Genomic DNA, 26214 nt, shown 5'->3' on the forward strand with positions numbered 1-26214 from the left:
GCTATAAAAAATAAAAACCTTGCATTTTTTAGGGCTTGCTCAGGCCCTTTCTTTTTATCTGTATTTTTGAATAATCATGTTGCGCATCAACATATAGTGCCGCCAAGGTAGATGAAATACGTTACAATCAACCGAAAAAATTACACGTTGTAGGGTTCAGTATGTCATTTTCTGCTCCGCAAGCCATCATTCGTGGTCGCTTTTTGGATATCCAGTCTCTCGTTAATCAAGCCGATCAAATTGCAGAGCACGTACGCTATCTTGAAGATGGCGTGATGCTGATCGAGCAGGGTAAGATTGTGGCCTTTGATCACTGGGAAAATTTAAAAGACCACTTGCCTGCCCATGTAGAGATTACCCATTACCACGAGCAATTAATTATTCCGGGCATGATTGATACTCACATTCATTACCCGCAAACCGAAATGGTCGGTGCCTATGGCGAACAGCTCCTGAGCTGGCTCAATACCTACACCTTTCCAACCGAACTACAATTTAAAGATGCGGCCTATGCCAAGGAAATTGCCGAGTTTTTTCTCGATGAATTACTTAAAAACGGCACCACAACGGCCTTGGTGTTTTGTACCGTACATCCTGAATCGGTAGACGCGTTATTTGAAGCGGCACAAGCGCGCCAGATGCGGGTGGTGGCTGGTAAGGTATTGATGGATCGTCATGCCCCAGACGGGCTCTGCGATACCGCAGAGCGTGCCTATAATGAATCTAAGGCGCTGATTGAAAAATGGCACGGGAAGGGCCGTGCGCTCTATGCGATTACGCCGCGTTTTGCTCCGACGTCTACGCCAGAACAACTGGCACGGGCAGGACAGCTTAAACAAGAATTTCCTGATGTCTATGTGCATACGCACTTGAGCGAAAATAAAGACGAAATTGCGTGGGTGAAAGATTTATTTCCCGAGCAGACGGGCTATTTAGATGTCTATCAGCACTACGGCCTCACCGGAAAACGTTCAGTATTTGCACATTGTGTTCATCTTGAAGAGCACGAATGGGACTGCATGCACCAGACCGACTCAGCAATTGCGTTTTGTCCGACGTCGAATCTGTTTTTAGGTAGTGGGCTGTTTCCACTGAAAAAAACATGGGATAAACAGGTTAAAGTCGGTTTAGGTACAGACATCGGTGCAGGTACATCGTTTAGTCTGTTACAAACCGTCAACGAAGCCTACAAAGTCCAACAGCTTCAGGGCGATAAACTTTCTGCCTATGAATCGTTTTATCATGCCACACTTGGTGGTGCCAAAGCGCTTGATCTAGACGATAAACTGGGCAATTTTGCACTGGGCAAAGAAGCCGATTTTGTGGTACTCGATTTGAAAGCCACCGCTTTGCAGGCGCTGCGTCAGTCGAGAGCCAAATCGCTTGAAGATGCCTTGTTTGCGCTCTTTACCATGGGAGACGATCGTAATGTCGAATCGACCTACGTGTACGGACAAAAAGTCTATCAAAAAGCGGCGTCGAACTAATCTCGTCCGTTGGACTGTGCTGTTACTGGGCTGTGCATGTTTACTCAGATCGGACCAGTCAGTTCAGCCTGACGCATGATGTATACACAACAAATGATGCATCGCAGGCTTTTTTGCTTTAAACTTTAGTCATCGATTTATGATTTTGAGGTGTTGCTGGTCAACACCTTTTTTATTTGAAAACTTTCTGATGTTTTAGGTTTCTGCACATGACCGTCGAAATGAGCGTAATGATCTCTGCCGAAGAGATTCAAGCCAAAGTAAAGCAGCTCGGTGAACAAATTAATGCTCACTATGCCAACAGCAACAAAGATCTGGTCCTGATTGGCCTGTTGCGTGGTTCATTTATTTTTATGGCCGACTTATGTCGTGCGATTGCAAAACCACATGAACTCGATTTCATGACGGTTTCAAGCTATGGTGCCAGCACGGTATCGAGCCGAGATGTCAGAATCTTAAAAGATTTAGACGGCGAAATTCGTGGCAAAGATGTTCTGGTGGTTGAGGATATTATTGACTCTGGCAATACCTTGAGCAAGGTTTTGGAAATCTTGCAAACGCGTGAACCGAATTCTATTGAGCTGTGTACGCTGGTGAGCAAACCTTCACGCCGTGAAATCGAGCTTGAAGTCAAATTCTTAGGCTTTGAAGTTGAAGATCGTTTTATTGTGGGCTACGGACTCGATTACGATCAAAAATACCGTCATTTGCCGTTTATTGGCGAAATCGGTCTTTAAGAAAAATGGTGCAATCGCACCATTTTTTTTGTTTACACTCTGCACAAAACACCTACAGGATGTATCTGAGTTTCTCTGTCACTTTGATTGGTTTCGTTTCATCATAATCAAACAACATCATGTAAAACCAAAAAAATGAGAAACAAGGAGAACATCCATGTGGTCATTAATTGTGGCAATTGTCGTGGGTTTCATTGCAGGCCTGATTGCACGCGCGATTCATCCCGGTGACGATAAAGCCGGATTCATCGTGACAACATTACTCGGTATTGCTGGCTCTTTACTGGCAACTTATGGCGGCCGACTACTTGGGCTATACAGCAATAACTCCAGTGCAGGCTTTATTGCCTCTGTGATTGGGGCAATTGTGATCTTGTTTATTTACAACCTGATTACCAAACGAAGTAACGCCTAAACGGTTAGATTCAAGGTGAGGCAACATCTTGCCTCACTTGATCTCGCTGAGCACCTGTTCAATCTGCGCTGCACTTTGTGCGCCAGTCACTTTTAGTCCGTTGGCAAAAAACAAGGTCGGCGTGCCCTGAATCTTCAAGCGTTCGCCCAGCGCCAGATTACGTTCTACAGGCGTAGTACAGTTTGCGTTGGCCTGTGGTGCGACATTGTTCGAAATTAAATTCTTCCATGCATAGCTGCGATTTGCTGAGCACCAAACCTGTTTTGATGGTGTAACAGATTGCGTTTTGAGCGGATAAAGAAAAGTATAAATGGTCACATTGTTGAGCTGACTCAAGTTTTGCTCAAGCTGTTTGCAATAAGGGCAATTCGGATCTGAAAATACCGCGATCTGACGTTTACCATTACCTTTTACGGTTTTAATCGCATCCTGCAAGGGCAGATCACTCCAAAGAATGCGATTATTTTGCATCACCAGATCCTTGGTCAAATTGCGCTGGTCTTTCAGGCGAATCATTGAACCCACAAATATATGTTCTGCGTCTTCGCCGATATATACCACCTGATTGTCCAAGGTTCCGCTATAAAGGCCATTCATCGCCGTTTTTTCTAGATTTTCAATTTTGAGCTTGGGGTATTGAGTTTGCAGATGCTGTTGTACGTTTTGCAGATTGGCATGTGCCACACCCGTCATCGCCGCCAACAATGCCATCATTACACGAACTTTCATCGCCACGCCCTTCATTGCTTAAAAAAGTGCAGTGTAGTTGAATCGCTAAAAAAGTATGTTGTAATTTATAGTGAAGCAGATGTGGTTCCACGTGGAACACGTGACTCATCATCGAAATGAGATTTAAGCCTCGTTATATTGGAAAAAGCAGCCCCGAAAGACTGCTGTCGTCGTTAAATGCGTCCTGCCTCCAAAAAAGGAATCCGAACTGCATCAAACTGCGCCCGAGGATCTTGCTCGAAGGTTAAAAAGCCATGCATGCCCACCAACACATCGCCTTTATAATAGGCGTTGAGCCGCTGTCTTGGGTCTTTATGCGATAAAGTAAAGGTAATCGCGTCGATTCCCCGTTGTTTAGATAACTTGAAGGCATCACGCAACATGGCGTCGTGTAGCGCGAGTTGTTCAGGTTCACACAGCAGTGAATGCAAAATATGATACTTAAACGATTGTCCTTTTTTTGGCAGTTGAATACGGCCATTGAGTTTGGCCCACACATTGTAAAGCGGACGAAAGGTCTGAATTTTTTTACTATAATCGAGCACCTTACTTTGTTTAAATCCACTTTGGTTCCATAAACCAAACATTCCTACCAAACGATCCTGCTCAAAGTAAAGCTGAAAATCATCTAAAGTTAAGCCCTGAAAATACGGATCGTTGTGCAATAGCTGCGCAAAGTCATAGGCTGGAATAAAGTTATAGTGCGCTGCCATCTGCTGGATAAATGCATTCATTTGCTCGATATGGGCCGCTGTAGCGACGCAACGCTTGAGCTTTGACAAATCGATCGATTGCTTGGCATGCAGCAGCGTTTTAGGAAACTGTGTGTGTTTAAAGCCCGTCAGGGTTAGGGTTTCAATGAGTCCTTCATCAAAATACTGAAAGCCTAGCCGTCCACTTTGTATGGCACGGCGCGCGGCAATGTTGTCATCAAAAATAATCATCTGACAAAAATCGGGATTTTTTAAACTGGTTTTAAAATGCGGTGTCATCTGCTTCAACACGGCTTTACCACGCACTTGCGGTGAAAGACGCAAATCGCCCCCGTAGCGAAACGGCATTACGGTGCCGTTAACATAACAGGGCCGCAGACCAATGTTGTAACACCCGACCAAGCAACCAGTACTGTGATCCTGCGCTACGGTACTGTCAATTTGGGTGTAAATCACTTGGCTGGCTTTAAAATAACTTGGTTCGCGCTGAAAACTGAGTGTCAGCCCTCGCGTGGTCATCGGCAGACTGACCAGTTTTCGTAGTTCTTGATCATCACTTGTCGCCACATGGCGGACTTCAATTCCTTGCGGCTTTTTGATTACGATTTGCTCGGCACTGTTCATGAATTTTTAGTCCTTATGGCATCGGGGGAGCATCATTCGATGCGACTGTAAACACGCTGGAGAGGCGTCCCATCTGATCCAATAATTGATACGTTAAAACAAGCTCATCTTGCTGATTGAGGATTTTTTGCGTTTTGACATCGAGTAGGCTTTGTTCGGCATTGAGTACATCGCTACTGGTTTTGGTGCCAAATTCCAGCTCCCGTTTGGTGAACTGTAACGCAATCGTGGCCGACTGAATGGCCTGATCGAGTGCACGCTTGTTTTGTCGTACGGCCTGTAATTGTAAGTATGTGGTTTGTGCCTGCTGCTGAAGCGACTGTTGCAGCGCATTCATTTTTTGGCTGGCCAGCGCGACATCCACGGTAGCTTTTTGTCGATTGGCCTTGTTTAAGCCACTGTCATAAAGCGGAACATTAAACTGCAATCCCACCAGATAGCCCTTACTTTCACCATCTTTTTCTTCATATTGCATTCCCGCTCGCCCCGTCAGGCCAATCGACGGTTTGAGTTCCAATTTGCTTAAACGATATTGTTTTTGCGCAGATTGCGCTTCTAAGCTGGCTTGTTGCAATGCCGGGTGCTGTTTTATCGAATAGACAATATCGTCAATTGAGCCAGGAATTGGCGGTAATTCAATGGGTGTTTCTAAGTGATCTGCAGCTTGACCTGTCAGTTGATAAAACCGGGTTTGACTGATCTTGAGCTGCGCCTCGCTACGCATGGTATCGGCCTGTGCCTGTGCCAACTGCGCCTCGATCTTGGCCAGATCGGCACGCGTGATCACCCCCGCATTCAAGCGCTTTTGTGCATCACTGAACGAACGTTGCAGCGTACTTTGCACATTCAGCTTGAGGGTACGGATCGCCTCTTGCTTGAGTACCTCGCTGTAGGCCTGCACGGTTTGTAAAACCGTAGTCGATTGCTGTGCATTCAAGGCCTGTGACTGCGCAGCTATTTGCGTTTTGGCCAGCTCGATTCCGAGGCGTTCACGTCCCGCCGTGTAGAGGGGATAATCAAATTTCAGCATCAGGCTACGGGTGCGCCGAAAACTTTCATCAATTGAAAATAACGGGCTGTAATTGGGTGGATTATCGACTTGTCCTACGCCTAAACGTCCTTCTACACTGACATTAAGCCCATAACGACGCTCGGCCTGTTGTAATTCGGCTTCGGCACGTCCCACTCTTAAATCACTAATTTTCAATTGTGGCTCATAGCTCAGCGCACTTTGCACGGCATCTTGCAGGGTCATACACCAGACATTCGGCGCAATCAATACTCCCAGCAAACCCAACCAATGTAATTGTTTCATGACAGATTCCACAACATCCCGCTAGACAGGCTCGGCACATAACATGTGTTCAAGGCTCGATAAAGTGACTTTTTTTAACGGTTCGGGCTTGATGTTGCCCTCGATCATTCCTTCTCGCATGACCACGTGCTTATAACCTTCCCAGCCATTGTCGACATAACAGACGCGTGGCTGATCGAGCTGCCCCAAGTCACGTGCCAGCTCATAGTGAAAGTGCTGACGAAGCGCCTGATCGATCTGCTGGACACACACCTGCTGGCTCGTCTCACCCTCTACCAAAACACAATAAAATGGTTTGGCCTGTTGCTGGGTATCTACCGCAAACAGAGAAACGGCCTGTATCTGTTGCTGTTTAAGCTGCGTAATCAAGCTGTGAGCGACATCTGGAGAGAGCTTTTCCCCCACCAGATCGACACCAAAACGGCGTCCCTGAAACTCAAAACAAGGCACTTGACCAAAAAAACCGGTCACACGCAGGCTGTCGTCGAGACAGTAACGTAATAAACCATTACCCGACGTGAGGACTGGACTGACATGATCATTCAATTGCAGTTCCCATGAAGCAACGATTTCGCCCTGACGCGGCCCACTTAAGTATTCAAACTCATAAAAATGACTGTGATAGGCCAAAGGGTAACAATCGTCGTAGGGAATCGTCACCACGCCTTCAGTGGCCCACAATCCTTTCCCTTCAAACTGCGCAAACGGCAGTGCTGCATGTAAGCTGGCTGCCCATTGTTTTGAGCCTGCGGTATCCCAACTCGACACCAAACTCAGTTTTGGCCACAACTGCTGATAATCCAGTGGTGACTGTTGCATCAGGCGAGCCAGCAACAGCGCTCGCTGCGGCTGGTGCGGTGCTTTGACTTGGCTCAGTGAGGCTGCACGCTGCTGCCACGTTCCGCTTTGTAAGACCTGAACAATCTCTTCGGCTTGTTCGTTTAATTTTTCAAGCAATTGCAGCGCAAAGGTGGGACTCCACACCGACATCATGGCCAGATCTGCATCTGCCACCAAATAGCATAAAGTCGCAAACAGTGCATCATCGGCTTGGGCAGCAAAGGAGACATCACTCGGTACGGCTTGGGTAAATTTCGATAAAATGCGTTTTCCTAAACCAAGCAATGCACTGTCGTCATTGAGATTTTCATCTTTGAGTACTTCACGCTGGCTTTCGGGTAACCATGATACCGACCAGTAATGCGTGCCGCGATCGAGTTGATTGCATTTACGGTACATGCTCGACAGCCACGGTGCAATTGCGGCATCGAGTTCATCTAAAAATGCCTGTGTGTAAGGGATAAACTTAATCTGCTCACTCGATCCGCTGGTCGGCTGATAGCGCACCAACTTGCTACTCGACAACGCGGTTTTACTGCTTCGACAGGCCGTGATCTGGTCACGCCACTGCGCATAGCGCGTGACCGGAAAACGTGTTTTAAAGCTTTCATAGTCGGTCACACCCGCCTGCTGGGCGAGTGTAGACATCTGTAAAATCTTTTCAAGTTTTTCACGCTGCACCTGTTCAAGCGCATTTTTTTGCTTTTGAAAACGCTGATCGGTCTGACGACAGAACAGCTTGAGCACTTGATGCGAGAGCGGCGTGATTGCCATGGACTTCATCATGAAGATGCCCCTTCTGGGGTATTGTAGGATGGGCGTGATTTGCTGCTTTGTTTGCCCTTGCTGGCCGGTTTGGTCAGCATACGTAGTGGAAAGCGAAGTACATCCTGCCATGCCAGACGGCCAATACATGGTAATTCTGTGCCCTGAACCCAAGTCGGATTTTCACGCTCGAAAAACGAGATTTTAGGATTATCCTGACGCATCTGCTGCGTAATTGGCGCAACATCGGCTTTAAGGGGCTGATAGTCACTACCAAAGTTGAGTAAACCACTGTCGTGATCAAAATACTCATTAAAATAGGTTTTGCAGTAATGCTCGACAATCGGTTTCAAGTGCGCGTGCTTACCCTCATGGTGCGGGTAGTAAACAAAATAGTTATTGGCCAAAAGTAGATAGGTTTTGTAGCCCTTCGAAATCAGGAGCCAATACAGCTCATCAAACGGAAAGCGAAAGCGCAGTTTGATCAGCAGCTTCATCATGGTGGTTTGCAGGGTGCGGCAGCCCCAGAATTCTTTTTGAATCACGGTATCGCCGCTAAACAAGAAGGTATAGTTTTTATTGTTGAGGGTAAATTGATGGAGCGCTACTGTTGAAAAACCCACAACTTCATTGCGCTTCGGGTGCAAAATTAGAATAGCGCCGTGTTTCTTTTTAAAATCCTCCAAAAAGATCGACTTACGCGTATTGGCATAATACTCTGAATAAATTTCATACATCTGGTCTAGATATTCTGAAGAGATATCTTCACGCTTCATATAACGCCCGCGTGGTTTTGCTTTAGATTTTGTGCTCACCACCTCGGTGGCTTGTGTTAATTCGATAGATGACATCAAACTGACCCCTATTATTTTTGATAATGAATAAACATTTCTTGTTTAAACTGGCATCCAGCATTGAGAGCGAGTGGCCGGATTGCCTTATTTTTTACTGCAACAATATTTTTCCCCATAGGTCACTAACCTGAACATTTAGAGTGAGACTTTTTTCCCCCGATCCATAAAAAAGGTAAGAAAAGCCATCACCAGCATGATCATGGCCAGTAGTTTCAATAAATCGTTAAAGCTTGATGCAAGAGCCTGATAATGAACCTGCTTGTAAATGACTTGCGTGGCCAACTGCTCGGAAAGATCGCCCAATTCAGCATACTGCGCCTTCAATTGCGCCATCTTTTCGACAAAAATCCAGTTGTCTGGAGTGAGGCCACTATTGAGTTCATTGCTGTGCCATGCCGTCAGCCAGTCGATACGTGAATTGATCAGCGCGAGCCCTACGGCTCCGCCAATGTTTCGCATCAGGTTATAAATTCCACTGGCATCGGCAATCTTGTGTTCGGGCAGGGTACTCATGGCCAACTGTGAAATCACAATCAGGCAAATCATCAGGCCAATCCCCCGATACACTTGCGGCCAAAACATAAAATCGTAATCGCTTTGAATGGTTAAATGCGCATTCAGCCAGACACCAAATGCCGCCATCAACATGCCCACAAAAACTGTTTTACGCGCATCAAAGTTTGGAATTAACCATGCCAGCACTGGCGCGAAGAAGAACATCACAATGCCGGTGACCATCATGATGTGACCAATCTGGCTGCTATTCATCTCACGCACTTGCCCTAGAAAGACTGGAATCATGTAGCCCAAACCATACAAGGCCATGCCAATCACAAACGTTATCATGCAGCTTAAGGTGAAGTTTTTATTTTTAAATACACTGAGGTCCAGCAAAGGTTTGGGGGTCACAAAACTGCGATAAAAGAAAATCATCGCGCCCAACAGACTCACCAAAAACGCGACCCGTACACCGACATCGGCAAACCAGTCATAGCGACCACCTTCGTCGAGGAAATACTCCAGTCCTCCCAAAAACATGGCCATGCCGACCAAGCTAAACCAGTCCAGTTCTCGAACCAATTTATAATTGGCACGGTCAATCGCGGGATTGGCATACACCACCACCGAAATAATAATCCCCGGAATAATATTGATCAGGAACATCCAGTGCCACGAAAAATTGGTGGTGAGCCAGCCACCAATCGTGGGCCCAATCGCGGGCCCCAAGGTACTGATCATTCCAAACAGCACCAATGGCACTGCACGTTTGGCTTCGGGAAACAGTAAAAATAGCGCGGTCATAGATGTCGGGATCATCCCGCCGCCCATAAAGCCTTGTAAGGCGCGAAACACCAATAAGCTTTCCAGATTCCATGCCAGTGCACATAATAGTGAACTGAAGGTAAATCCGACCGCGCACAAGGTGTAGTAAACACGGGTTGAAAGGATTCGCGACAAAACACTCGACATCGGAATCGCGATAATTTCAGCAATCAGATAGACCGTTTGCACCCAAGTGACTTCATAGCGACTGGCGCTCATGCCTGCCTGAATTTCGTTGAGTGAACTGGCGACAATCTGAATGTCTAAAATGGCCATAAAATTGCCAAAAATCATGGCAACAAAAATCACCCACGCCACGCGAGGTGCAAAATTCCACTGGTTAGTCTGAGCTGAAACGGTCATGTGGTTCGATCCTCATGCATCATGGTTTGAGCCTCGTTAACTTCTCAAATCCACTTTGGCCACCACCGACATCCCCGGTTTGATCAGATCAATCTGCGGATGTGGAAGAATCGAAATACGCACTGGAATGCGTTGCACCACCTTGTTAAAGTTACCCGTGGCATTATCTGGCGGCATCATAGAAAAGGTTGCACCAGAAGCAGGAGAGAAACTTTGTACCTGACCGTTAAAGGTCAGACTCGGATAGGCATCGAGTACCAAGCTCACGCGTTGTCCTGCGCGCATTTTTTCAATCTGGGTTTCTTTAAAATTGGCCTCTACATACAGGCTATTTTTGGGAATAATCGCCATCAGGCGAGTTTGTGGATTAACTCTGGAACCAATCTGAACAGCGAGACTGCCGACTTTTCCAGATACTGGCGCGACAATTTCAGAAGCATTTAAATCGATATCGTAAAGTTTGACGGTGGCTTTGGCGTTGTCTAGATCGGCATACAATTGTGTGCGTCCCGCCTGAACACTGGAAAACTGAGCCTGTGCAGCTTGAATCGCTGCCTGTGCCTTATTTAACTGTGCCTGTGCAGTCAAATATTCAGCCTGAGTGGCTTCAAAACGCTGACGTGTAATCACGCCCTCTTTCAGTAATTGCTGATAACGACGAAAATCTGCGCTCAAGCGGCTTACATCTGCCGCTGCCGCATCACGTGCACTTTGGGCTTCTTGAATGCTGGCCTGTGCGGATTTCTCATTTTCAGTTTGTACTGAAAGACCAGCTTGTTTCAGATTCACCATCGCTTTGGCTTGATCTGCACGGGCTTGTAAATCGCGATTATCCAGTGCAACCAGTGGCTTACCCTTTTCAATCGTTTGATTTTCATGAACATAAAGTGCCAGCACTTCACCAGAAACCTTGGGCATAATCCAAGTTAAATCTGATTTAACATAGGCATTTTCGGTCGACTCATAGAAACGATACACAAACCAGTAATACAACACCCCCAGCAGAATGCCTAAAAACAAAAGGGTGAAAATCCCCCAAGCGATTTTTTTCCGACGAGCATAATCAGGTTCTGGCTGATCATGCGGAACAGGAAGCTCATCCATTGTGTCTGACCTTATAACACTTTAATTTAAATGCTTATTTTTTATACAGCAACATGCATCAATGCATCATGGGTGAGGAGCTTGAATAGAATGAAAAAACAGGTCGCACGATTCCCCTACAGGCGGCTGCCCTAATCGTATGCTTTCCCGCTAACTACACATTATTATTAAGTGATTTTTCATCTAAATTTTATTATCTATTTGACACATTAACCCAAATGAAGTGCGTAAATTGTCAAATTAATAATCATTAAACCCCTGGGTCACAAACAATAGTGTGTATTGTGAATCGTGTCAATTACATGAAAAATTAACTGATTTACCGAATTTTTCATTATTTTGGGTGCAATTTGCTCAAGTTAAGCGAAAATATTAAAAAGAAGAATTAAAAAAATGATTGAAAATCAATGATAAAAAAAATAAAAAAGCATTTCCCTAAACAAAGGGAAATGCTTTGAATTATACATGAGAATGACTATTATTTGCCAATACAAAATGAGCCAAAAATTTTGCCTAACAAGTCATCGGCACTAAATTCACCGGTAATTTCCGATAAAGCGTTTTGAGCCAGACGCAACGATTCGGCCACCAACTCACCTGCGTGATACACCACCAGTTGCTCACGTGCCTCATGCAAATGTAGCTGAGTGCGCTTCATTGCATCGATATGACGAGTACGGGCAATAAAGGTATCTTCTTCAGGTTGAAAGCCCGCATGCGCTGTAATCGCTTCTATGAGCGCCTGAACACCGGTTTCTTGTTTGGCCGAAACCCATACATGTCGAAAGCCTTCAAACTGCTCGGCATGCGAAGGGGTATCGATCAAATCACATTTGTTACCAATGAGCACCAGCCGACGCGGATCTAAATGCTCAGCAAAATATTCCCGCGCCAAATCCAGTGGATGCTCACCTTGACTCAAGTCATACACCAATAACAGCAGATCGGCTTGCTCGATTTCCTTGATGGCGCGGCGAATCCCTTCTTTTTCGACCACATCACCTGTCTCACGCAGTCCCGCCGTATCGGTGAGGGTGATGGGCAATCCATTCAGACTGATTTTTTCATGCAGCACATCACGTGTGGTACCCGCAATATCCGTCACAATAGCACGTTCATTTCCGGCCAGAGCATTGAGCAGACTCGATTTACCGGCATTGGGTTTACCTGCAATCACCACTTGTAAACCTTCACGTAGTAATTGTCCCTGACGTGCAGAACGCTGAACCTGAGACACCGAATCACAGACATCATCGAGTAATCCCAAAATCTTACCATCGGCCAGAAAATCAATTTCCTCTTCAGGAAAATCAATCGCAGCTTCTACATGCAGGCGTAAATGGATCAACTTTTCCAGTACTGCATTGATCTTAACTGAAAATGCGCCTTGTAATGAGCGTACTGCTGAACGTGCAGCGGCCTGTGAAGTGGCATCAATCAAATCGGCAATTGACTCGGCCTGCACCAGATCCAGTTTGCCATTTTCAAAGGCGCGCATGGAAAATTCACCCGCTTTGGCAGCTTGTGCTCCAAGTTCGAGTAGCCGGCCCAAGATGGCATTTAAAATCACCGGCCCGCCGTGTCCCTGAATCTCCACGACATCTTCGCCAGTAAAAGAGTGAGGATTTGGAAAGCACAGTAGCAATCCCTCATCCATCACCTGTGCCCGTGCATCGTAAAACTGTCGAAAGCCAGCCATTCGAGCTTTGGGCAAGGCCTTAGCGGTCAACTGCTCGGCAATTGCGTAGGCTTTAGGGCCTGACAAGCGGATCATACCCACACCGCCACGCCCGGGTGCAGTGGCAATTGCGGCGATTGTGCTTTGATAGTGCATACAAAAACCTAAAAACAAAAAGAAGGCGGTTCAATAAAAAATCCGCTTAAGCGTAACATCTTAAGCGGATTTATTCAGCTGTTGCGTCTCGCTCAATTACGAGGTCGTTTCAACTTTATTTTCACGTGATTTAGCAACGCTTTTGTTGATAAACCATTGCTGTGTGATGGTAATACTGTTGTTGACAATCCAGTACAACACCAAGCCAGCAGGGAAGAACAACATGAATACCGTGAAAATGATCGGCATAATGCGGAACACTTTAGCCTGCATTGGATCTGCCGGTTGCGGGTTCAGCATTTGCTGAATGAACATGGTCGCGCCCATCAAAAGCGGCAAGATAAACCATGGGTCCATTGCAGACAAATCTTGAATCCAGAGCATCCATGGTGCATGACGAAGCTCGACACTTTCCATGAGCACCCAGTACAAGGCCAAGAAGATTGGCATTTGTAACAACAGCGGTAAGCATCCAGACAACGGGTTGACTTGCTCACGCTTGTAAAGCGCCATCATTTCTTGGGAGAAACGCATGCGGTCTTCGCCAAACTCTTCTTTCATACGCTGCATTTCAGGTGCAATCACACGCATTTTGGCCATCGAGCGATAGCTCTTCGACGACAGCGGCCACAAGATGAGTTTCACTAAAACGGTCAATAAAATGATTGACCAGCCCCAGTTGCCGACGATGTTATGGAAGAATTGCAAACCAATAAACAGTAGTTTTGCGATTGGCCATAACCAACCATAATCGACAGTCTGATTGAGTCCGACAGCCAGATCTTTGAGTTCAGATTGGATTTTTGGACCCGAATAGAACGTCGCATCCACGGTCATGGTTTTGCCCGCAGGCACATTAATGGTTGGAGAAGTAAAACCAATAATGTTCATGTTATCGGCAGATTTGCGCGACTCAAGCTTGGCGGTATACGCCTGCTCACCAAAATGACCTGGAATCCATGCACTTACAAAATAGTGCTGAACCATCGCCACCCAACCACCTTTGGCTTCTACGTTTAACTTCTCGTCTGAGAAGTTGGCAAACTTCAGCTTGTTGTAGTGCTCGTCAGGAGAACCCCATGCACCGCCTAAGAAAGTGCCAAGTGTAAAGATACCTTGATCAGACTTGCCTGGATCTTCAGAGTTGTCTCGTTTGATTTGACCAAACATTTGACCCTGCCAGTTTTGCTGACTGCGGTTGACCACCTGATAGCTCACTACAACTGGATAATCGCCTTGCTTGAAAGTAAAACGCTTGATGATTTCCACACCATCTGCTGTTTTGTAGACCATTGGAACAGTAAGCGTTTTAACCAGCTTGCCGTCTTTGTCTTTCACTTCTTTAGCATCGGCTAAGGTGTATGCAGATTTTTCTACATCATACACCGGACGACCTGCACGGCTGCTGTCAGGACCATTTAAGCCAATCAAACCCGACTGTGCGACATAGGTACGTTTGGCATCACTTTCAAGCATTACAAACGGTTGATCACTGTTTTTGCTTTGATCATGATTAAGTAATTCAATACGCACAATATCACCACCTTTTGGATTGATCCAAAGGTGATAAAGGTCAGTCTGTATTGAAATAAGCTGTTGACTTACAGATGCTGGAGCAGCTGTCGGTGTTTGCTGGGCAGCAATATTTGCTTGCGGTACGTCAGAAGACGTAGCAGCTGCTTGGCTATTTGGCAAATCAGCAGACACATCATGCGACACTGCAGCAGCCGTTTGTGGCTGTACGGGTGTATTTGCATGACCATAATCTTTTTGCCAAGCCAAAATGAGCAAATATGCCGTGACAAACATGGCCCCGAGAATTGCAAACCTGGCCCATTGTTGCATATCTATTACCCCAAGTGGTTAGAGTGATTTAGGTTCATTAAACGATCACGAAAGGGTACAGCAACGTGATGCGTTTGAGAATCTATTTGCTGAAACGAAATAAAATGAATTGCTTTTGACGGCACGGGGTCATAACCCGATCCACCCCACGGATGACAGCGGCAGATCCGGCGAATAGCCAGTCCAGTGCCTTTGACTGCACCATGCGTATGAATTGCTTCGAGGGAATACTGAGAACAGGTCGGAATATACCGGCAACGAGGACCAAGCATCGGACTAATTGCGATTTGATAAAAACGAATCAACCAATGAAGGATACGAACCATTGGCGCATCTCTAATGCAAAGAAGGAGAAACAGCTACTTTTTGATATTTTTTAGCCTGACGAAGAAGTTTTTGCCAAGCAAACTCAAGCTGCTGATGCAAATCAGCATTAGATACCGCTTCAATACCTATCTTAGGCATGACCACAATATCAAGTAAACCGACGTGTTGCTGATGCAAGCGAAAGCTTTCACGAGCAAGTCGTTTTATTCTATTTCGTTCGTGCGCACGGCGCACTTTTTTCTTGGCGACAATCACCCCCAAGCGACTTTTTGCGTGCTCGGACGGTTTCGCAAGAAACAAGAAGTGGGGCTGATGCACTTTAAAAAGCGCACCATTAAACACACCTTGGTAATCTGCAGCACAGCGTAATCTTACCTCTGTGCTGAAGCTATAAAGTGTCATCACCCGATCGTATCAGCTAACTGTGATTAAACAGTTAAGCTGTGACGACCTTTTGCACGACGGCGAGCCAATACTTGACGACCAGCTTTTGTAGCCATGCGAGCACGGAAACCATGAACGCGTTTACGTTTTAATTCCGAAGGTTGGAAAGTACGTTTCATGTCGAAACTCCCATATTGATCTTTCTGTAAAGGTTCGCGATTGTATTGTGCAATCTTTACACTGTCAATGAAAAACAGGAATCTTTACATTTAAATGTCTGTCGAGAGCTCAGATCATATCTGGCAAAACTAGTACTTGAAAGATCACACAAAAGTTATACACAAACTAATACTTTAGATTTAGGGCATTTTTTTGTATATTTGGTACTTATTCTCAACCTTATCAACAGCTTTAACTTGATCGATAGCGTCATCCTCTTGATTTGAATTTAAATTCATATCTCGCTAAATTATCCACAAGACATGAACGCTTATTAAATAAATTCAAATTTTAAAATTTAAATTTATTCTTATTAGGGATAACTTTTTCTGTGGAATAGCCTATTTTAAATTTAAAAACCAATAAGATGGGTTGTGGATAAGCTTGTTTTAATCACATTCACAGATTGTGGATAACTTATCCCTAAAAACTATCCACAGGATGTGGAAAACCTTATCCACAAGTCAATTGAATTTAAATTTATAGCGTAAGCGTTTTCTTTTTAGACAAAATCAAGATAATCCTTCATGACAGATGTGGATAACTTGGTTAGAATGGCCACCCCTTTTCAAGAAGGGTGGGTGGATATTGTGGTTTTTGAATTTAAATTAAGGGGATTCACATGCTTTGGACGGACTGCTTAACTCGCTTGCGACAAGAGCTCTCTGATAATGTCTTTGCGATGTGGATTCGTCCTTTGGTAGCCGAAGAGATGGAGGATCGTCTACGTCTATACGCGCCAAATCCTTACTGGACGCGTTATATACAAGAACATCACCTTGAATTAATTTCTATTTTGGCCGAACAGTTGTCTGAAGGCCGAATCCGTCAGGTCGAGATTTTGGTCGACTCACGTCCGGGTGCAATTTTATCCCCAGCTGAACAACCCGCAACCACGACGGCAGCGTTATCCACAGCACCCGTAATCAATAAAGTCAAAAAAGACAGCACCGATACCGCACCTGCATCGAATGCGAAAGTTTTAAATTCAAAAAAGCGTTTACTCAATCCACTGTTTACCTTTTCGCTATTTGTTGAAGGCCGCTCTAACCAGATGGCTGCCGAAACTTGTCGTAAAGTGCTCACACAGTTAGGTGCCTCTCAGCATAATCCGTTATTTTTGTACGGCCCGACCGGATTGGGTAAGACTCACTTGATGCAAGCGGTGGGCAATGCACTCTTACAAGCCAAGCCAAATGCACGCGTGATGTATATGACGGCAGAGAGTTTCGTACAGGACTTTGTCAGTTCATTGCAAAAAGGCAAAGTAGAAGAATTTAAGAAAAATTGTCGTTCACTGGATTTGCTTTTAGTCGACGATATCCATTTGCTGGCCGGTAAAGAAGCCAGTTTGGTTGAGTTTTTCTATACCTTTAATGCGCTGCTTGATGAGTCAAAACAGATTATTCTGACCTCAGATCGTTATCCAAAAGAATTAACCGAACTCGATCCGCGTTTGGTTTCACGTTTTTCTTGGGGATTATCGGTGGGCGTCGAGCCACCCGATATTGAAACACGTATCGAAATTTTACTTAAAAAAGCAGAGAACAGCGGCGTGGATTTACCGCGTAACTGTGCATTGTTTATTGCACAGCAAGTGGTGGCCAATGTGCGTGAGCTTGAAGGTGCATTAAATAAAGTGGTCGCGATTGCACGCTTTAAAGGCTCGCAGATCGATCTGGATGTGGTCCGAGAATCACTCAAAGACGTGCTGGCGATTCGTGCGCGAACCATCAGTGTGGAAAATATTCAGCGTGTGGTCAGTGAATATTTCCGCATACCTTTAAAAGAATTAATTGGACCTAAACGTACCCGTATTTATGCCCGTCCACGTCAGTTGGCAATGGGCTTGGCACGTGAACTCACCGGCGACAGTTTCCCTGAAATTGGCATGGCTTTTGGTGGGCGTGATCATAGTACGGTCATGCATGCCTGCGAAAAAGTGCAGAGCTTAAGGCAGGACGATCCTATTTTTAATGAAGATTACAAGAATTTGCTGCGTTTGTTGCAAAGCTAGATGTTCTTCATACACTTTTTATCGCTGCATGGCCTGATCAAGTGATTCAGGCCATTTCGTAATCGTGTTAACCGTCAACATCGGATCGCAATTTTCATCCTATCTTTTCAGACAATTTAGGTTAGAATACTTTTTAGTTTTTTTGAGTTTAAGGGTTAAAACGTGCGACTAAAAATAGCCAAAGAAAGTTTACTCAATGTTCTCTCTCATGTGGTCGGTGCCGTGGAGCGTCGCCATACATTGAATATTCTTTCCAATGTGAAAATTCAGGCTAATGCGCAGGCTTTGACCATCACTGGATCTGATCTGGAAGTGGAATTGGTGGCCAGCACCACACTGGCAGAGGGAGCTTGCCTTGAAGTCGGTGAAACCACAGTTCCAGCACGTAAACTGGTCGATATTTGTAAATCTCTTCCTTCTGCGGCACTGATTGATCTGCAAATTACTGAAGATCAGCGTTGTATTTTAAAGTCGGGCAATAGCCGCTTTGTGCTGGGAACTTTACCTGCTGAAGATTATCCACTGCTGACCACAGAAAGCAGTCAGGGCACACAGGTCCAGGTGACTCAGCGTGAATTAAAGCGATTATTTGAAAAAACATCTTTTGCCATGGCGGTGCAAGATGTACGTTTTTATTTAACAGGCACTTTGCTTGAAATTGATCAAAATCAATTACGTGCAGTGACCACCGACGGTCACCGTTTGGCTTTATGTGAAGTTCAGGCGTCCTCAACAGCGACTCAAGCGGTACAGGCGATTGTGCCACGTAAGGCAGTGGGCGAGTTACAGCGTCTATTAAGTATTGAAGATGATCAACTGAGCCTGTTGATTGGGCGTGAACTGTTAAATGTGACCATTCATATTGCCAATCGTGACAAAGAGCAGCATCCGATTACGGTACGCTTTACCACCAAGCTGATTGATGGCAAATTTCCAGACTATCGCCGCGTCATTCCACGTGGTGGCGACAAGCATGTGCAAATCGCTCACGATGTCTTTAAGCAGTCGTTGCAGCGTGTGGCAATCTTGAGTAATGAAAAGTTGCGTGGCGTGTTTTTGAATTTTAATCCAGACGTTTTACAACTGCGTGCGAATAATCCAGAGCAAGATGAAGCGATTGAAGATTTAGCAATTCAGTATCAAAATACGCCACTCGAAATGTCATTTAATGCGCAGTATTTACTCGAAGTACTGAATGTTTTAGATGGCGACGATGTGAGTATGAGTATGACTGAAGCCAATCAGTCGGTTTTGGTACAAGACGCTGCGCATCCAGATCAGACCTATGTGGTCATGCCAATGCGCGTATAACCTGCCGATCCGCTGATGCAAATTACGCGTTTAAACATCGAACGTGTGCGCAATTTAAAAACGGTTGCTCTCTGTGGATTGCAACCGTTTAATATTTTTTACGGCGCAAACGGCTCTGGAAAAACCTCGATTTTAGAGGCGATACATCTCTTGGCGACCGGGCGTTCTTTTCGAACGCATATGCCGAAGCATTATATTCAGCACGATGCGCAGGATGCCATTGTTTTTGCCCAATCGATATCTGAAAAAATTGGTATGCAAAAGCTGGCATCGGGTGAGCAATTGATCAAGGTCAATGGCGACACCGTAGCCACTCAAGGTCAATTGGCCAAACTATTGCCTTTACAACATCTAGACCCACAAAGTACTGACATTATCGATTACGGCGCCAAGCCGCGTCGACAACTACTCGATTGGTTGATGTTCCACGTGGAACCCGAGTTTTATTTTGCTTGGCAATATTATTCACGCGCACTCAAGCAGCGTAATATGCTGCTCAAAACCAAGCGGCAGCTCACGCTGGCTGAACTTGAACCGTGGAACAAAATGCTCAGTGATTACGGCGAAATGCTGCATTCGCAGCGTCTGGTCACAGTCGAGCGCTGGAAAGGGTTTTTTCAGCAAGATCTTGCGCATTTGCTTCCTGAGCTTGAGATCGAGCTGGAATACAGTCCTGGATTTCATACTGAGGTCGGGCTGTGGCAGGATCTGCTCAATTATCATGGAAAAGACCTTGAACGACGCTACACCGAATACGGTCCGCACCGTGCCGATTTACGCTTAAAAACGCCACTCGGTGCAGCGGATGATGTCTTGTCACGTGGGCAAAAGAAATTGCTCATGATGGCACTAAAACTGTCACAGATTGCAATGTTACATGCGAGTAATAAGGAAACTGTGGTATTATTAGATGATCTGACAGCAGAATTAGATAGTAACGCGCAACGACGTTTAATTGAACGATTGAGCCAATTGGGTAGTCAAGTTTTTATTACCACTTTAGATCATCAGGCTGTGACTCAACATTTAGATGATCTGTCTATTTCTTATCAATTATACAATGTTGACCATGGTCAAGTTCATGCTGTTTCACGTTGATTTTTTACCCATCTTTGGATAGACCTAATTTTTGCTAGGGAGAAACCATGAGTTCAGAATCGCAATCTGCCTCTCCAACAGAACAAACAATTGAAAAGGCGTATGATTCCTCTAGTATCAAGGTATTACGTGGGCTGGATGCTGTTCGTAAACGTCCGGGCATGTATATTGGTGATACTGACGATGGGACTGGCTTGCACCACATGGTGTTTGAAGTCGTCGATAATGCGATTGATGAAGCGTTGGCTGGACATTGTGACGAAATTATTGTCACCATTCATGAAGATGAATCGGTTAGTGTCTCGGATAACGGCCGTGGAATTCCAACCGATATTCACCCAGAAGAAGGGGTTTCTGCCGCAGAAGTCATCCTGACCATTTTGCATGCCGGCGGTAAGTTTGACGACAACAGCTATAAAGTGTCTGGTGGCTTACACGGTGTAGGCGTGTCGGTGGTGAATGCGTTATCTAGCAAATTGCAGCTAACGATTCATCGCGCCGGTCAGATTCATGAGCAGGAATATCAGCACGGCGATCCAAAATATCCGCTTAAAGTGGTCGGTGAAACCACCACCACAGGAACAACAGTGCGTTTTTGGCCAAGTGCGGAAACGTTTAGCCAAACTATTTTTAGTGTCGACATTTTAGCGCGTCGTTTAAGAGAGTTGTCATTCTTAAATGCTGGTGTAAAAATTGTATTGCGTGATGAGCGTGTGAACTTTGAGCATATTTATGCTTATGAAGGCGGTTTGTCAGAGTTTGTAAAATACATCAACGAAGGCAAAACCCACCTCAACGATATCTTTCATTTTACTGCCGATGCCGATAACGGTATTGGGGTTGAAGTTGCGCTTCAGTGGAACGACAGCTATCAGGAAAATGTTCGCTGCTTTACCAACAATATTCCGCAAAAAGATGGCGGAACACATTTGGCAGGTTTCCGTGCCGCACTGACACGTGGATTAAACAGCTATCTTGAGAGTGAAAATATTCTCAAGAAAGAAAAAGTCAGTGTGACTGGTGACGATGCACGTGAAGGTTTGACTGCCATCATTTCGGTTAAAGTGCCAGATCCTAAGTTTTCATCACAAACCAAAGAAAAATTGGTTTCAAGTGAAGTGAAGCCTGCGGTTGAGCAAGCCATGAACAAGGAATTCTCGGCCTATTTGCTGGAAAATCCGCAAGCGGCGAAATCAATTGCAGGAAAAATTATCGATGCGGCGCGTGCGCGTGATGCGGCGCGTAAAGCGCGTGAGATGACGCGTCGTAAAAGTGCGTTGGATATTGCAGGTTTGCCGGGTAAATTAGCCGACTGCCAAGAAAAAGATCCTGCATTATCTGAGCTGTATCTGGTCGAGGGTGACTCGGCAGGTGGTAGCGCCAAACAGGGTCGTAACCGCAAGATGCAGGCCATTTTGCCGCTCAAAGGTAAAATTTTGAACGTGGAACGTGCGCGCTTCGACAAGATGATTTCAAGTCAGGAAGTGGGTACTTTAATTACGGCCTTGGGCTGTGGTATTGGCCGCGAAGAATATAACCCAGATAAGTTGCGTTATCACAAAGTCATCATCATGACCGATGCCGACGTCGATGGCTCGCATATTCGTACCTTGCTGCTTACATTCTTCTTCCGTCAAATGCCGGAGTTGGTCGAGCGTGGTCATATCTATATTGCGCAGCCACCTCTATATAAACTCAAAAAAGGCAAGCAAGAGCAGTATCTCAAAGACAACGATGCACTCGAAACCTTCTTAATCTCGAATGCCATCGATGACTTGGCCTTACACATCAGCGCCGATGCACCAGCCATTACGGGTCAAGCTTTGGCAAGCGTGATTGACGATTACAAGGTATCGCAAAAGAGCTTGCAACGTTTAACCCAGCGTTATCCTGCGACCTTACTCGATGGCTTGCTTGAAGTAGAGCCATTTAAAGCCGATCAAAGCCATGATCGTCCGTATGTCGAGCAATGGGCTGAGCAGCTGGGTCAAGTGATTGCAAAATTACAGCCAAGCTTGCGTCCTGAAGTGAGTCTGGAAAGCTTTGAACGTGAATCTCCAACAGGCGAAAAATCGATTCATTGCTGGCCACGTATCACGGTCTATGTCCACAATTTACCGCATCATTACCTGCTCGATGCCGGTCTACTCAATTCAGCCGAATATGCACGTTTGCTAAAAAATTCGAAAAGCTGGTTCAAGTTGATCGAAGAGGGTGCTTATTTGCAAAAAGGTGAGCGACGCATTCCTGTGAGTAATTTCCATCAGGTGTGGCAGCAAATTTTGCAAGACTCGCGTCGTGGCATGATGATTCAGCGCTACAAAGGATTAGGCGAGATGAATGCTGAGCAGTTATGGGAAACCACTATGGACCCAGAAAACCGTCATATGCTGCAAGTGACCATCGATGATGCCATTGAAGCAGATCGTATGTTTAGCTGTTTGATGGGTGATGACGTAGAACCGCGTCGTGCGTTTATCGAAGAAAATGCATTAAATGCCGATATCGATGCTTAATGCTCAATAAAAAAAGGCGCCTCAAGGCGCCTTTTTTTATTTCAGTGTGCTTGGCTTAATCAAAGGAACTTTCCAGTTCTTCCAGCTCCATCATGAGCCCGAGCATTTGTTCTTCCGCCTGTTCAAGCTGTTGTTTAAGCTCGGTTTGTTCGTTCATGAGTTTGAGTAACTCATCTTTACGTGCCGCATCGTAAATTGAGCTATCGCCCAGTGCGATTTCAATTTCAGCCAAACGCGGCTGCAAGCGACCGATCTGGCTTTCAAGCTTCTCAATATTTTTTCGAATCGGACGCGTCTGTTCACGACGTTTTGCAGCTTCTTTACGCTGTGCTTCTTTGTCCAGTTTTGAAATAACCGGTTGTGCCTCAACTTTGGATTGAACTGGCGCTGCCGGCTGTTGACCTTGTTTCATCAGATCATTACGGGCCTGACGAAGCCAGTCGGCATAATCATGTAAATCCCCATCAAAATCACGACTATTGCCTGCATGAACCAAAATCAATTCATCACATACACTGGCAATCAATTGACGCTCGTGCGACACCAGCACCACGGCACCTTCAAAGTCCTGTAATGCCATGGTCAGGGCATGACGCATATCCAGATCCAAATGGTTGGTAGGTTCGTCCAAAATCAACACATTAGGGCGCTGCCATACAATCAATGCCAATGCCAGACGCGCACGCTCGCCGCCTGAAAAACTCTCACTCGGCGTATCCATACGTTCACCACTAAACCCAAAACTGCCTAGAAATGCGCGCAGTGTGGCTTCACTGATTTTTTTATCCGCAATACGAGACAATTGCAACATTGGGCTGGCTGCACCGTCTAGGGCATCCATTTGATGCTGGGCAAAATAACCGATATTGAGCAGCTCTGAGGCATAACGTGTGCCCCGCAGTAGCGCCAAATCACCCACTAGCGATTTGATCAGCGTCGATTTTCCGGCACCATTCATACCCAGTAGACCAATCCGGCTGGTCGGGGTAATTTGTAAATTGACATTGGTCACAATCAATTTATCGCCATAACCAATATCGGCGTGTTCAAGTGCCAGCAGTGGTGAGCTCATTTTCGATGGCTCTCGAAAGCTAAAGGTAAACGGCGTATCTACATGGGCAGGTGCGAGTTCTTGCATCCGCTCTAACTGCTTAATACGGCTTTGTGCCTGACGAGCTTTGGTGGCCTGTGCTTTAAAACGATCGATATATTTTTGTAGATGTGCGCGAGTTTCTTGCTGCTTTTCAAAAGCCTGTTGTTGTTGGGCGAGACGTTCTGCACGTGTGGTTTCAAAGGTGGAGTAATTACCGGTATATAGCGTGAGCTGTTGATTTTCGATATGCAGGATATGATCGGTAATTGCATCGAGGAAATCACGGTCATGCGAAATCAACACCAAAGTACCTTCGTACGCCTTGAGCCAGTCTTCCAGCCACAAAATCGCGTCTAAGTCTAAGTGGTTGGTTGGTTCGTCGAGCAGGAGTAAATCTGAGCGACTCATCAGTGTACGTGCCAGATTCAAGCGCATTCGCCAACCGCCTGAAAAGCTTGCGACATCGTATTGTGACTGATAGTCGAAAAATCCTAAACCAGCCATAAGCTGGGATGCCTTGGCCGCGGCTGCATAACCGTTAATTTCATCAAAACGACTGTATAGGTGTGCCAGCTCGTCGTTACTCAGTTGATCTGGATGCTCAAGTTGGTGCTGAATGGTCCAGTATTCTTCATCACCCGACAACACGAAATCGATCGCTTTCATGTTCAGTGCTTGAATTTCCTGTGCCATGTGCGCCACAGTCCAGACATTCGGGCGGGTTAAACTGCCGCTGTCCGATTCTATGCCGCCTAACAACGCAGCAAACAGGGTGGATTTTCCAGCCCCGTTGACCCCCGTGAGACCAATTTTCCAGCCCGGATGCAATTGCATTGAAGCTTTTTGAAATAAGACGCGTCCGCCACGGCGAACTGAAAATTGATCAAGTTGAATCATGGAGAAAGTGACGCTATGCAGAAAACAGTAGCGCTATTCTAAAGACATCCGCAGATGAAGACAAAAATTTCATCTCGACAACAATACGCGAGATCGTTTAAAGTCAAAAGGTGACTCGGCAGTCCATAGGAAAAAAGAATCGAAATGATCAAATAATTTATTTATCCATTAAAAAACAAATAATTAAAGAAAATGAATAATATGGCAATGAAACAATATGAATAAAAAATGTGCGATAAAACACGATTAATTCGTAAAACTATTCATTTTGCCACAAAAAAATGGAGTAAAAGCTCTATTTTTTTTCAGACAACAACATTAATATTTGGGGTGAAAGGATACCCTGAACTAAAAAAAGTCAATTAAAGGAATCATAAGATGAAGAAAATTGCACTCGCGCTCACCGCTGCGTCAATTTGTGGCCTATCTGCAACAGCACAAGCTGCGAAGGTCGATGTCTGTGTCTTCGATTTACTGGGTAAATCGGGTGAATCATACAAAATGATGGAAGAATGGGCTTTGGCTGCCAAAGGCTGGGGCGCCGATATCAATTTGGTGCCACGTCAGGATGAAGCCGTTGCAGACAACGATTTCAAAGCCGGCAAATGTGATGCCGTGGCCATGACCGCCATGCGTGCGCGTCCGTACAATAAGTTTGCTGGTTCAATCGATTCACTAGGCGGTGTTCCGAATAACCAGATCGCCCAGCGTGCGATCAGCTATGTACTCGATGGTCGTAATGCCGCCAAAATGACCACCAATCTGGGTGGTAAAAAATATGAAGTGGCTGGTATTTCACCATTAGGTTCGGCTTTCATTTTTGTCCGCGATAAAAATATTAACTCGATTGAAAAAGCAGCGGGTAAAAAATTCGCGGTACTCGGTTATGACGATGCACAAAAAATTATGGTGCAGCGTGTGGGTGCACAGGCGGTAATTTCCGATATTTCAAACTTCGCGGCTAAATTTAACAATGGTCAGGTGGATATTATTGGTGCCCCAGCCTATGCGTATAAGCCATTAGAGCTACAAAAAGGTTTGGGTGCAAACGGGGTGATGTGGAATTTCCCGGTTCTTCAGGTGACTGCCGATTTGGTGATTCGTCCAGATCAATTCCCGCAAGGCTTTGGACAAAAATCACGTGACTGGTTTGTTAAACGCTTGCCGAAGAGCTTTGCCATGATCAATCGTTTAGAGGCTGAAATTCCAGCCAAGTACAAAATGAATCTAAACGCCGATGACAAGCTGAAATATCAGAAACTTTTACGTGATGGCCGTATGGACCTCACTAAACGTGGTATTTACGATGCCGAAATGATGTCGGTATTGAAAAAAGCGCGTTGTTCGGTTGATAAAGCCAATTTCGAATGTGCAATGCCTGGCGAATAAGCTTGATTTAAAAAA

At 45.5% G+C, this 26214-nt stretch carries 21 protein-coding genes; 8 read left to right on the forward strand and 13 right to left on the reverse strand.

Annotated elements, in window-relative coordinates; genetic code table 11:
• The first annotated feature begins 161 nt into the window (after positions 1-161).
• From guaD to Aso01_RS15125, 3 genes are all read left to right on the forward strand, one after another.
• Positions 162-1487, forward strand: a complete 1326-nt coding sequence (guaD, locus tag Aso01_RS15115; protein ID WP_004933455.1) for a guanine deaminase — start codon at positions 162-164, stop codon at positions 1485-1487.
• A gap of 209 nt (positions 1488-1696) precedes the next feature.
• Complete coding sequence (hpt, locus tag Aso01_RS15120) at positions 1697-2224, forward strand: hypoxanthine phosphoribosyltransferase (RefSeq protein WP_004933458.1); 528 nt, start codon at positions 1697-1699, stop codon at positions 2222-2224.
• 157 nt (positions 2225-2381) lie between these two features.
• Positions 2382-2639: a GlsB/YeaQ/YmgE family stress response membrane protein gene (locus Aso01_RS15125; protein ID WP_004933462.1), complete on the forward strand. Its 258-nt coding sequence runs from the start codon at positions 2382-2384 to the stop codon at positions 2637-2639.
• Between the two features lie 33 nt (positions 2640-2672).
• On the opposite strand, the gene Aso01_RS15130 is transcribed toward Aso01_RS15125, so the two are convergent.
• From Aso01_RS15130 to rpmH, 12 genes are all read right to left on the reverse strand, one after another.
• On the reverse strand, positions 2673-3368 hold the full coding sequence (locus tag Aso01_RS15130; RefSeq protein ID WP_004933464.1) for a DsbC family protein: 696 nt from the start codon (positions 3366-3368) through the stop codon (positions 2673-2675).
• 173 nt (positions 3369-3541) lie between these two features.
• Entirely contained in the window at positions 3542-4705 is a 1164-nt protein-coding gene (locus tag Aso01_RS15135; protein WP_004933467.1) for a hypothetical protein, read from the reverse strand.
• 13 nt (positions 4706-4718) lie between these two features.
• Positions 4719-6020, reverse strand: coding sequence for a TolC family protein (locus Aso01_RS15140; protein WP_004933470.1), 1302 nt, complete (start codon positions 6018-6020; stop codon positions 4719-4721).
• 21 nt (positions 6021-6041) lie between these two features.
• Positions 6042-7646: a GH3 family acyl-acid amido synthetase gene (locus tag Aso01_RS15145; protein WP_004933472.1), complete on the reverse strand. Its 1605-nt coding sequence runs from the start codon at positions 7644-7646 to the stop codon at positions 6042-6044.
• Positions 7643-8401: a hypothetical protein gene (locus tag Aso01_RS15150; RefSeq protein ID WP_227265873.1), complete on the reverse strand. Its 759-nt coding sequence runs from the start codon at positions 8399-8401 to the stop codon at positions 7643-7645. Before Aso01_RS15150 ends, Aso01_RS15145 begins: the two co-directional genes overlap by 4 nt.
• A 213-nt stretch (positions 8402-8614) precedes the next feature.
• Positions 8615-10165: a DHA2 family efflux MFS transporter permease subunit gene (locus tag Aso01_RS15155; protein WP_004933481.1), complete on the reverse strand. Its 1551-nt coding sequence runs from the start codon at positions 10163-10165 to the stop codon at positions 8615-8617.
• A 36-nt stretch (positions 10166-10201) separates the two neighbouring features.
• On the reverse strand, positions 10202-11269 hold the full coding sequence (locus tag Aso01_RS15160) for an HlyD family secretion protein (protein WP_004933485.1): 1068 nt from the start codon (positions 11267-11269) through the stop codon (positions 10202-10204).
• Positions 11270-11747: 478 nt separating this feature from the next.
• Complete coding sequence (mnmE, locus tag Aso01_RS15165; RefSeq protein WP_004933487.1) at positions 11748-13103, reverse strand: tRNA uridine-5-carboxymethylaminomethyl(34) synthesis GTPase MnmE; 1356 nt, start codon at positions 13101-13103, stop codon at positions 11748-11750.
• Positions 13104-13199: 96 nt separating this feature from the next.
• Positions 13200-14948, reverse strand: a complete 1749-nt coding sequence (yidC, locus tag Aso01_RS15170; RefSeq protein WP_004933491.1) for a membrane protein insertase YidC — start codon at positions 14946-14948, stop codon at positions 13200-13202.
• 5 nt (positions 14949-14953) lie between these two features.
• Complete coding sequence (yidD, locus tag Aso01_RS15175) at positions 14954-15274, reverse strand: membrane protein insertion efficiency factor YidD (RefSeq protein WP_004933497.1); 321 nt, start codon at positions 15272-15274, stop codon at positions 14954-14956.
• 10 nt (positions 15275-15284) lie between these two features.
• Positions 15285-15680 (reverse strand): ribonuclease P protein component, encoded by a 396-nt coding sequence (rnpA, locus tag Aso01_RS15180; protein WP_171063717.1) that lies wholly within the window; start codon positions 15678-15680, stop codon positions 15285-15287.
• A 23-nt stretch (positions 15681-15703) separates the two neighbouring features.
• Positions 15704-15838 carry a 50S ribosomal protein L34 gene (rpmH, locus tag Aso01_RS15185; protein WP_000831329.1) on the reverse strand — a complete coding sequence of 45 codons (135 nt, stop codon included), beginning with the start codon at positions 15836-15838 and terminating at the stop codon, positions 15704-15706.
• Positions 15839-16500: 662 nt separating this feature from the next.
• Here rpmH and dnaA point away from each other — a divergent pair.
• The 4 genes from dnaA (at position 16501) to gyrB (ending at position 22820) form a co-directional block, all read left to right on the forward strand.
• The gene (dnaA, locus tag Aso01_RS15190; protein ID WP_004933504.1) at positions 16501-17895 is read left to right on the forward strand and encodes a chromosomal replication initiator protein DnaA; all 1395 of its coding nucleotides are present in this window, start codon (positions 16501-16503) and stop codon (positions 17893-17895) included.
• A 162-nt stretch (positions 17896-18057) separates the two neighbouring features.
• The gene (dnaN, locus tag Aso01_RS15195) at positions 18058-19206 is read left to right on the forward strand and encodes a DNA polymerase III subunit beta (RefSeq protein WP_004933506.1); all 1149 of its coding nucleotides are present in this window, start codon (positions 18058-18060) and stop codon (positions 19204-19206) included.
• Positions 19207-19221: 15 nt separating this feature from the next.
• The gene (recF, locus tag Aso01_RS15200; RefSeq protein WP_004933509.1) at positions 19222-20304 is read left to right on the forward strand and encodes a DNA replication/repair protein RecF; all 1083 of its coding nucleotides are present in this window, start codon (positions 19222-19224) and stop codon (positions 20302-20304) included.
• Positions 20305-20351: 47 nt separating this feature from the next.
• Positions 20352-22820 (forward strand): DNA topoisomerase (ATP-hydrolyzing) subunit B, encoded by a 2469-nt coding sequence (gene gyrB / locus Aso01_RS15205; RefSeq protein WP_004933512.1) that lies wholly within the window; start codon positions 20352-20354, stop codon positions 22818-22820.
• A gap of 55 nt (positions 22821-22875) precedes the next feature.
• Here gyrB and Aso01_RS15210 read toward each other — a convergent pair whose 3' ends face one another.
• Complete coding sequence (locus tag Aso01_RS15210; RefSeq protein ID WP_004933517.1) at positions 22876-24810, reverse strand: ATP-binding cassette domain-containing protein; 1935 nt, start codon at positions 24808-24810, stop codon at positions 22876-22878.
• Positions 24811-25188: 378 nt separating this feature from the next.
• On the opposite strand from Aso01_RS15210, the gene Aso01_RS15215 reads away from it, so the two are divergent.
• Positions 25189-26199 (forward strand): putative solute-binding protein, encoded by a 1011-nt coding sequence (locus Aso01_RS15215; protein WP_004933520.1) that lies wholly within the window; start codon positions 25189-25191, stop codon positions 26197-26199.
• Positions 26200-26214: the final 15 nt, after the last annotated feature.

It is taken from the genome of Acinetobacter soli (assembly GCF_000760595.1).
Classification (GTDB): domain Bacteria; phylum Pseudomonadota; class Gammaproteobacteria; order Pseudomonadales; family Moraxellaceae; genus Acinetobacter; species Acinetobacter soli.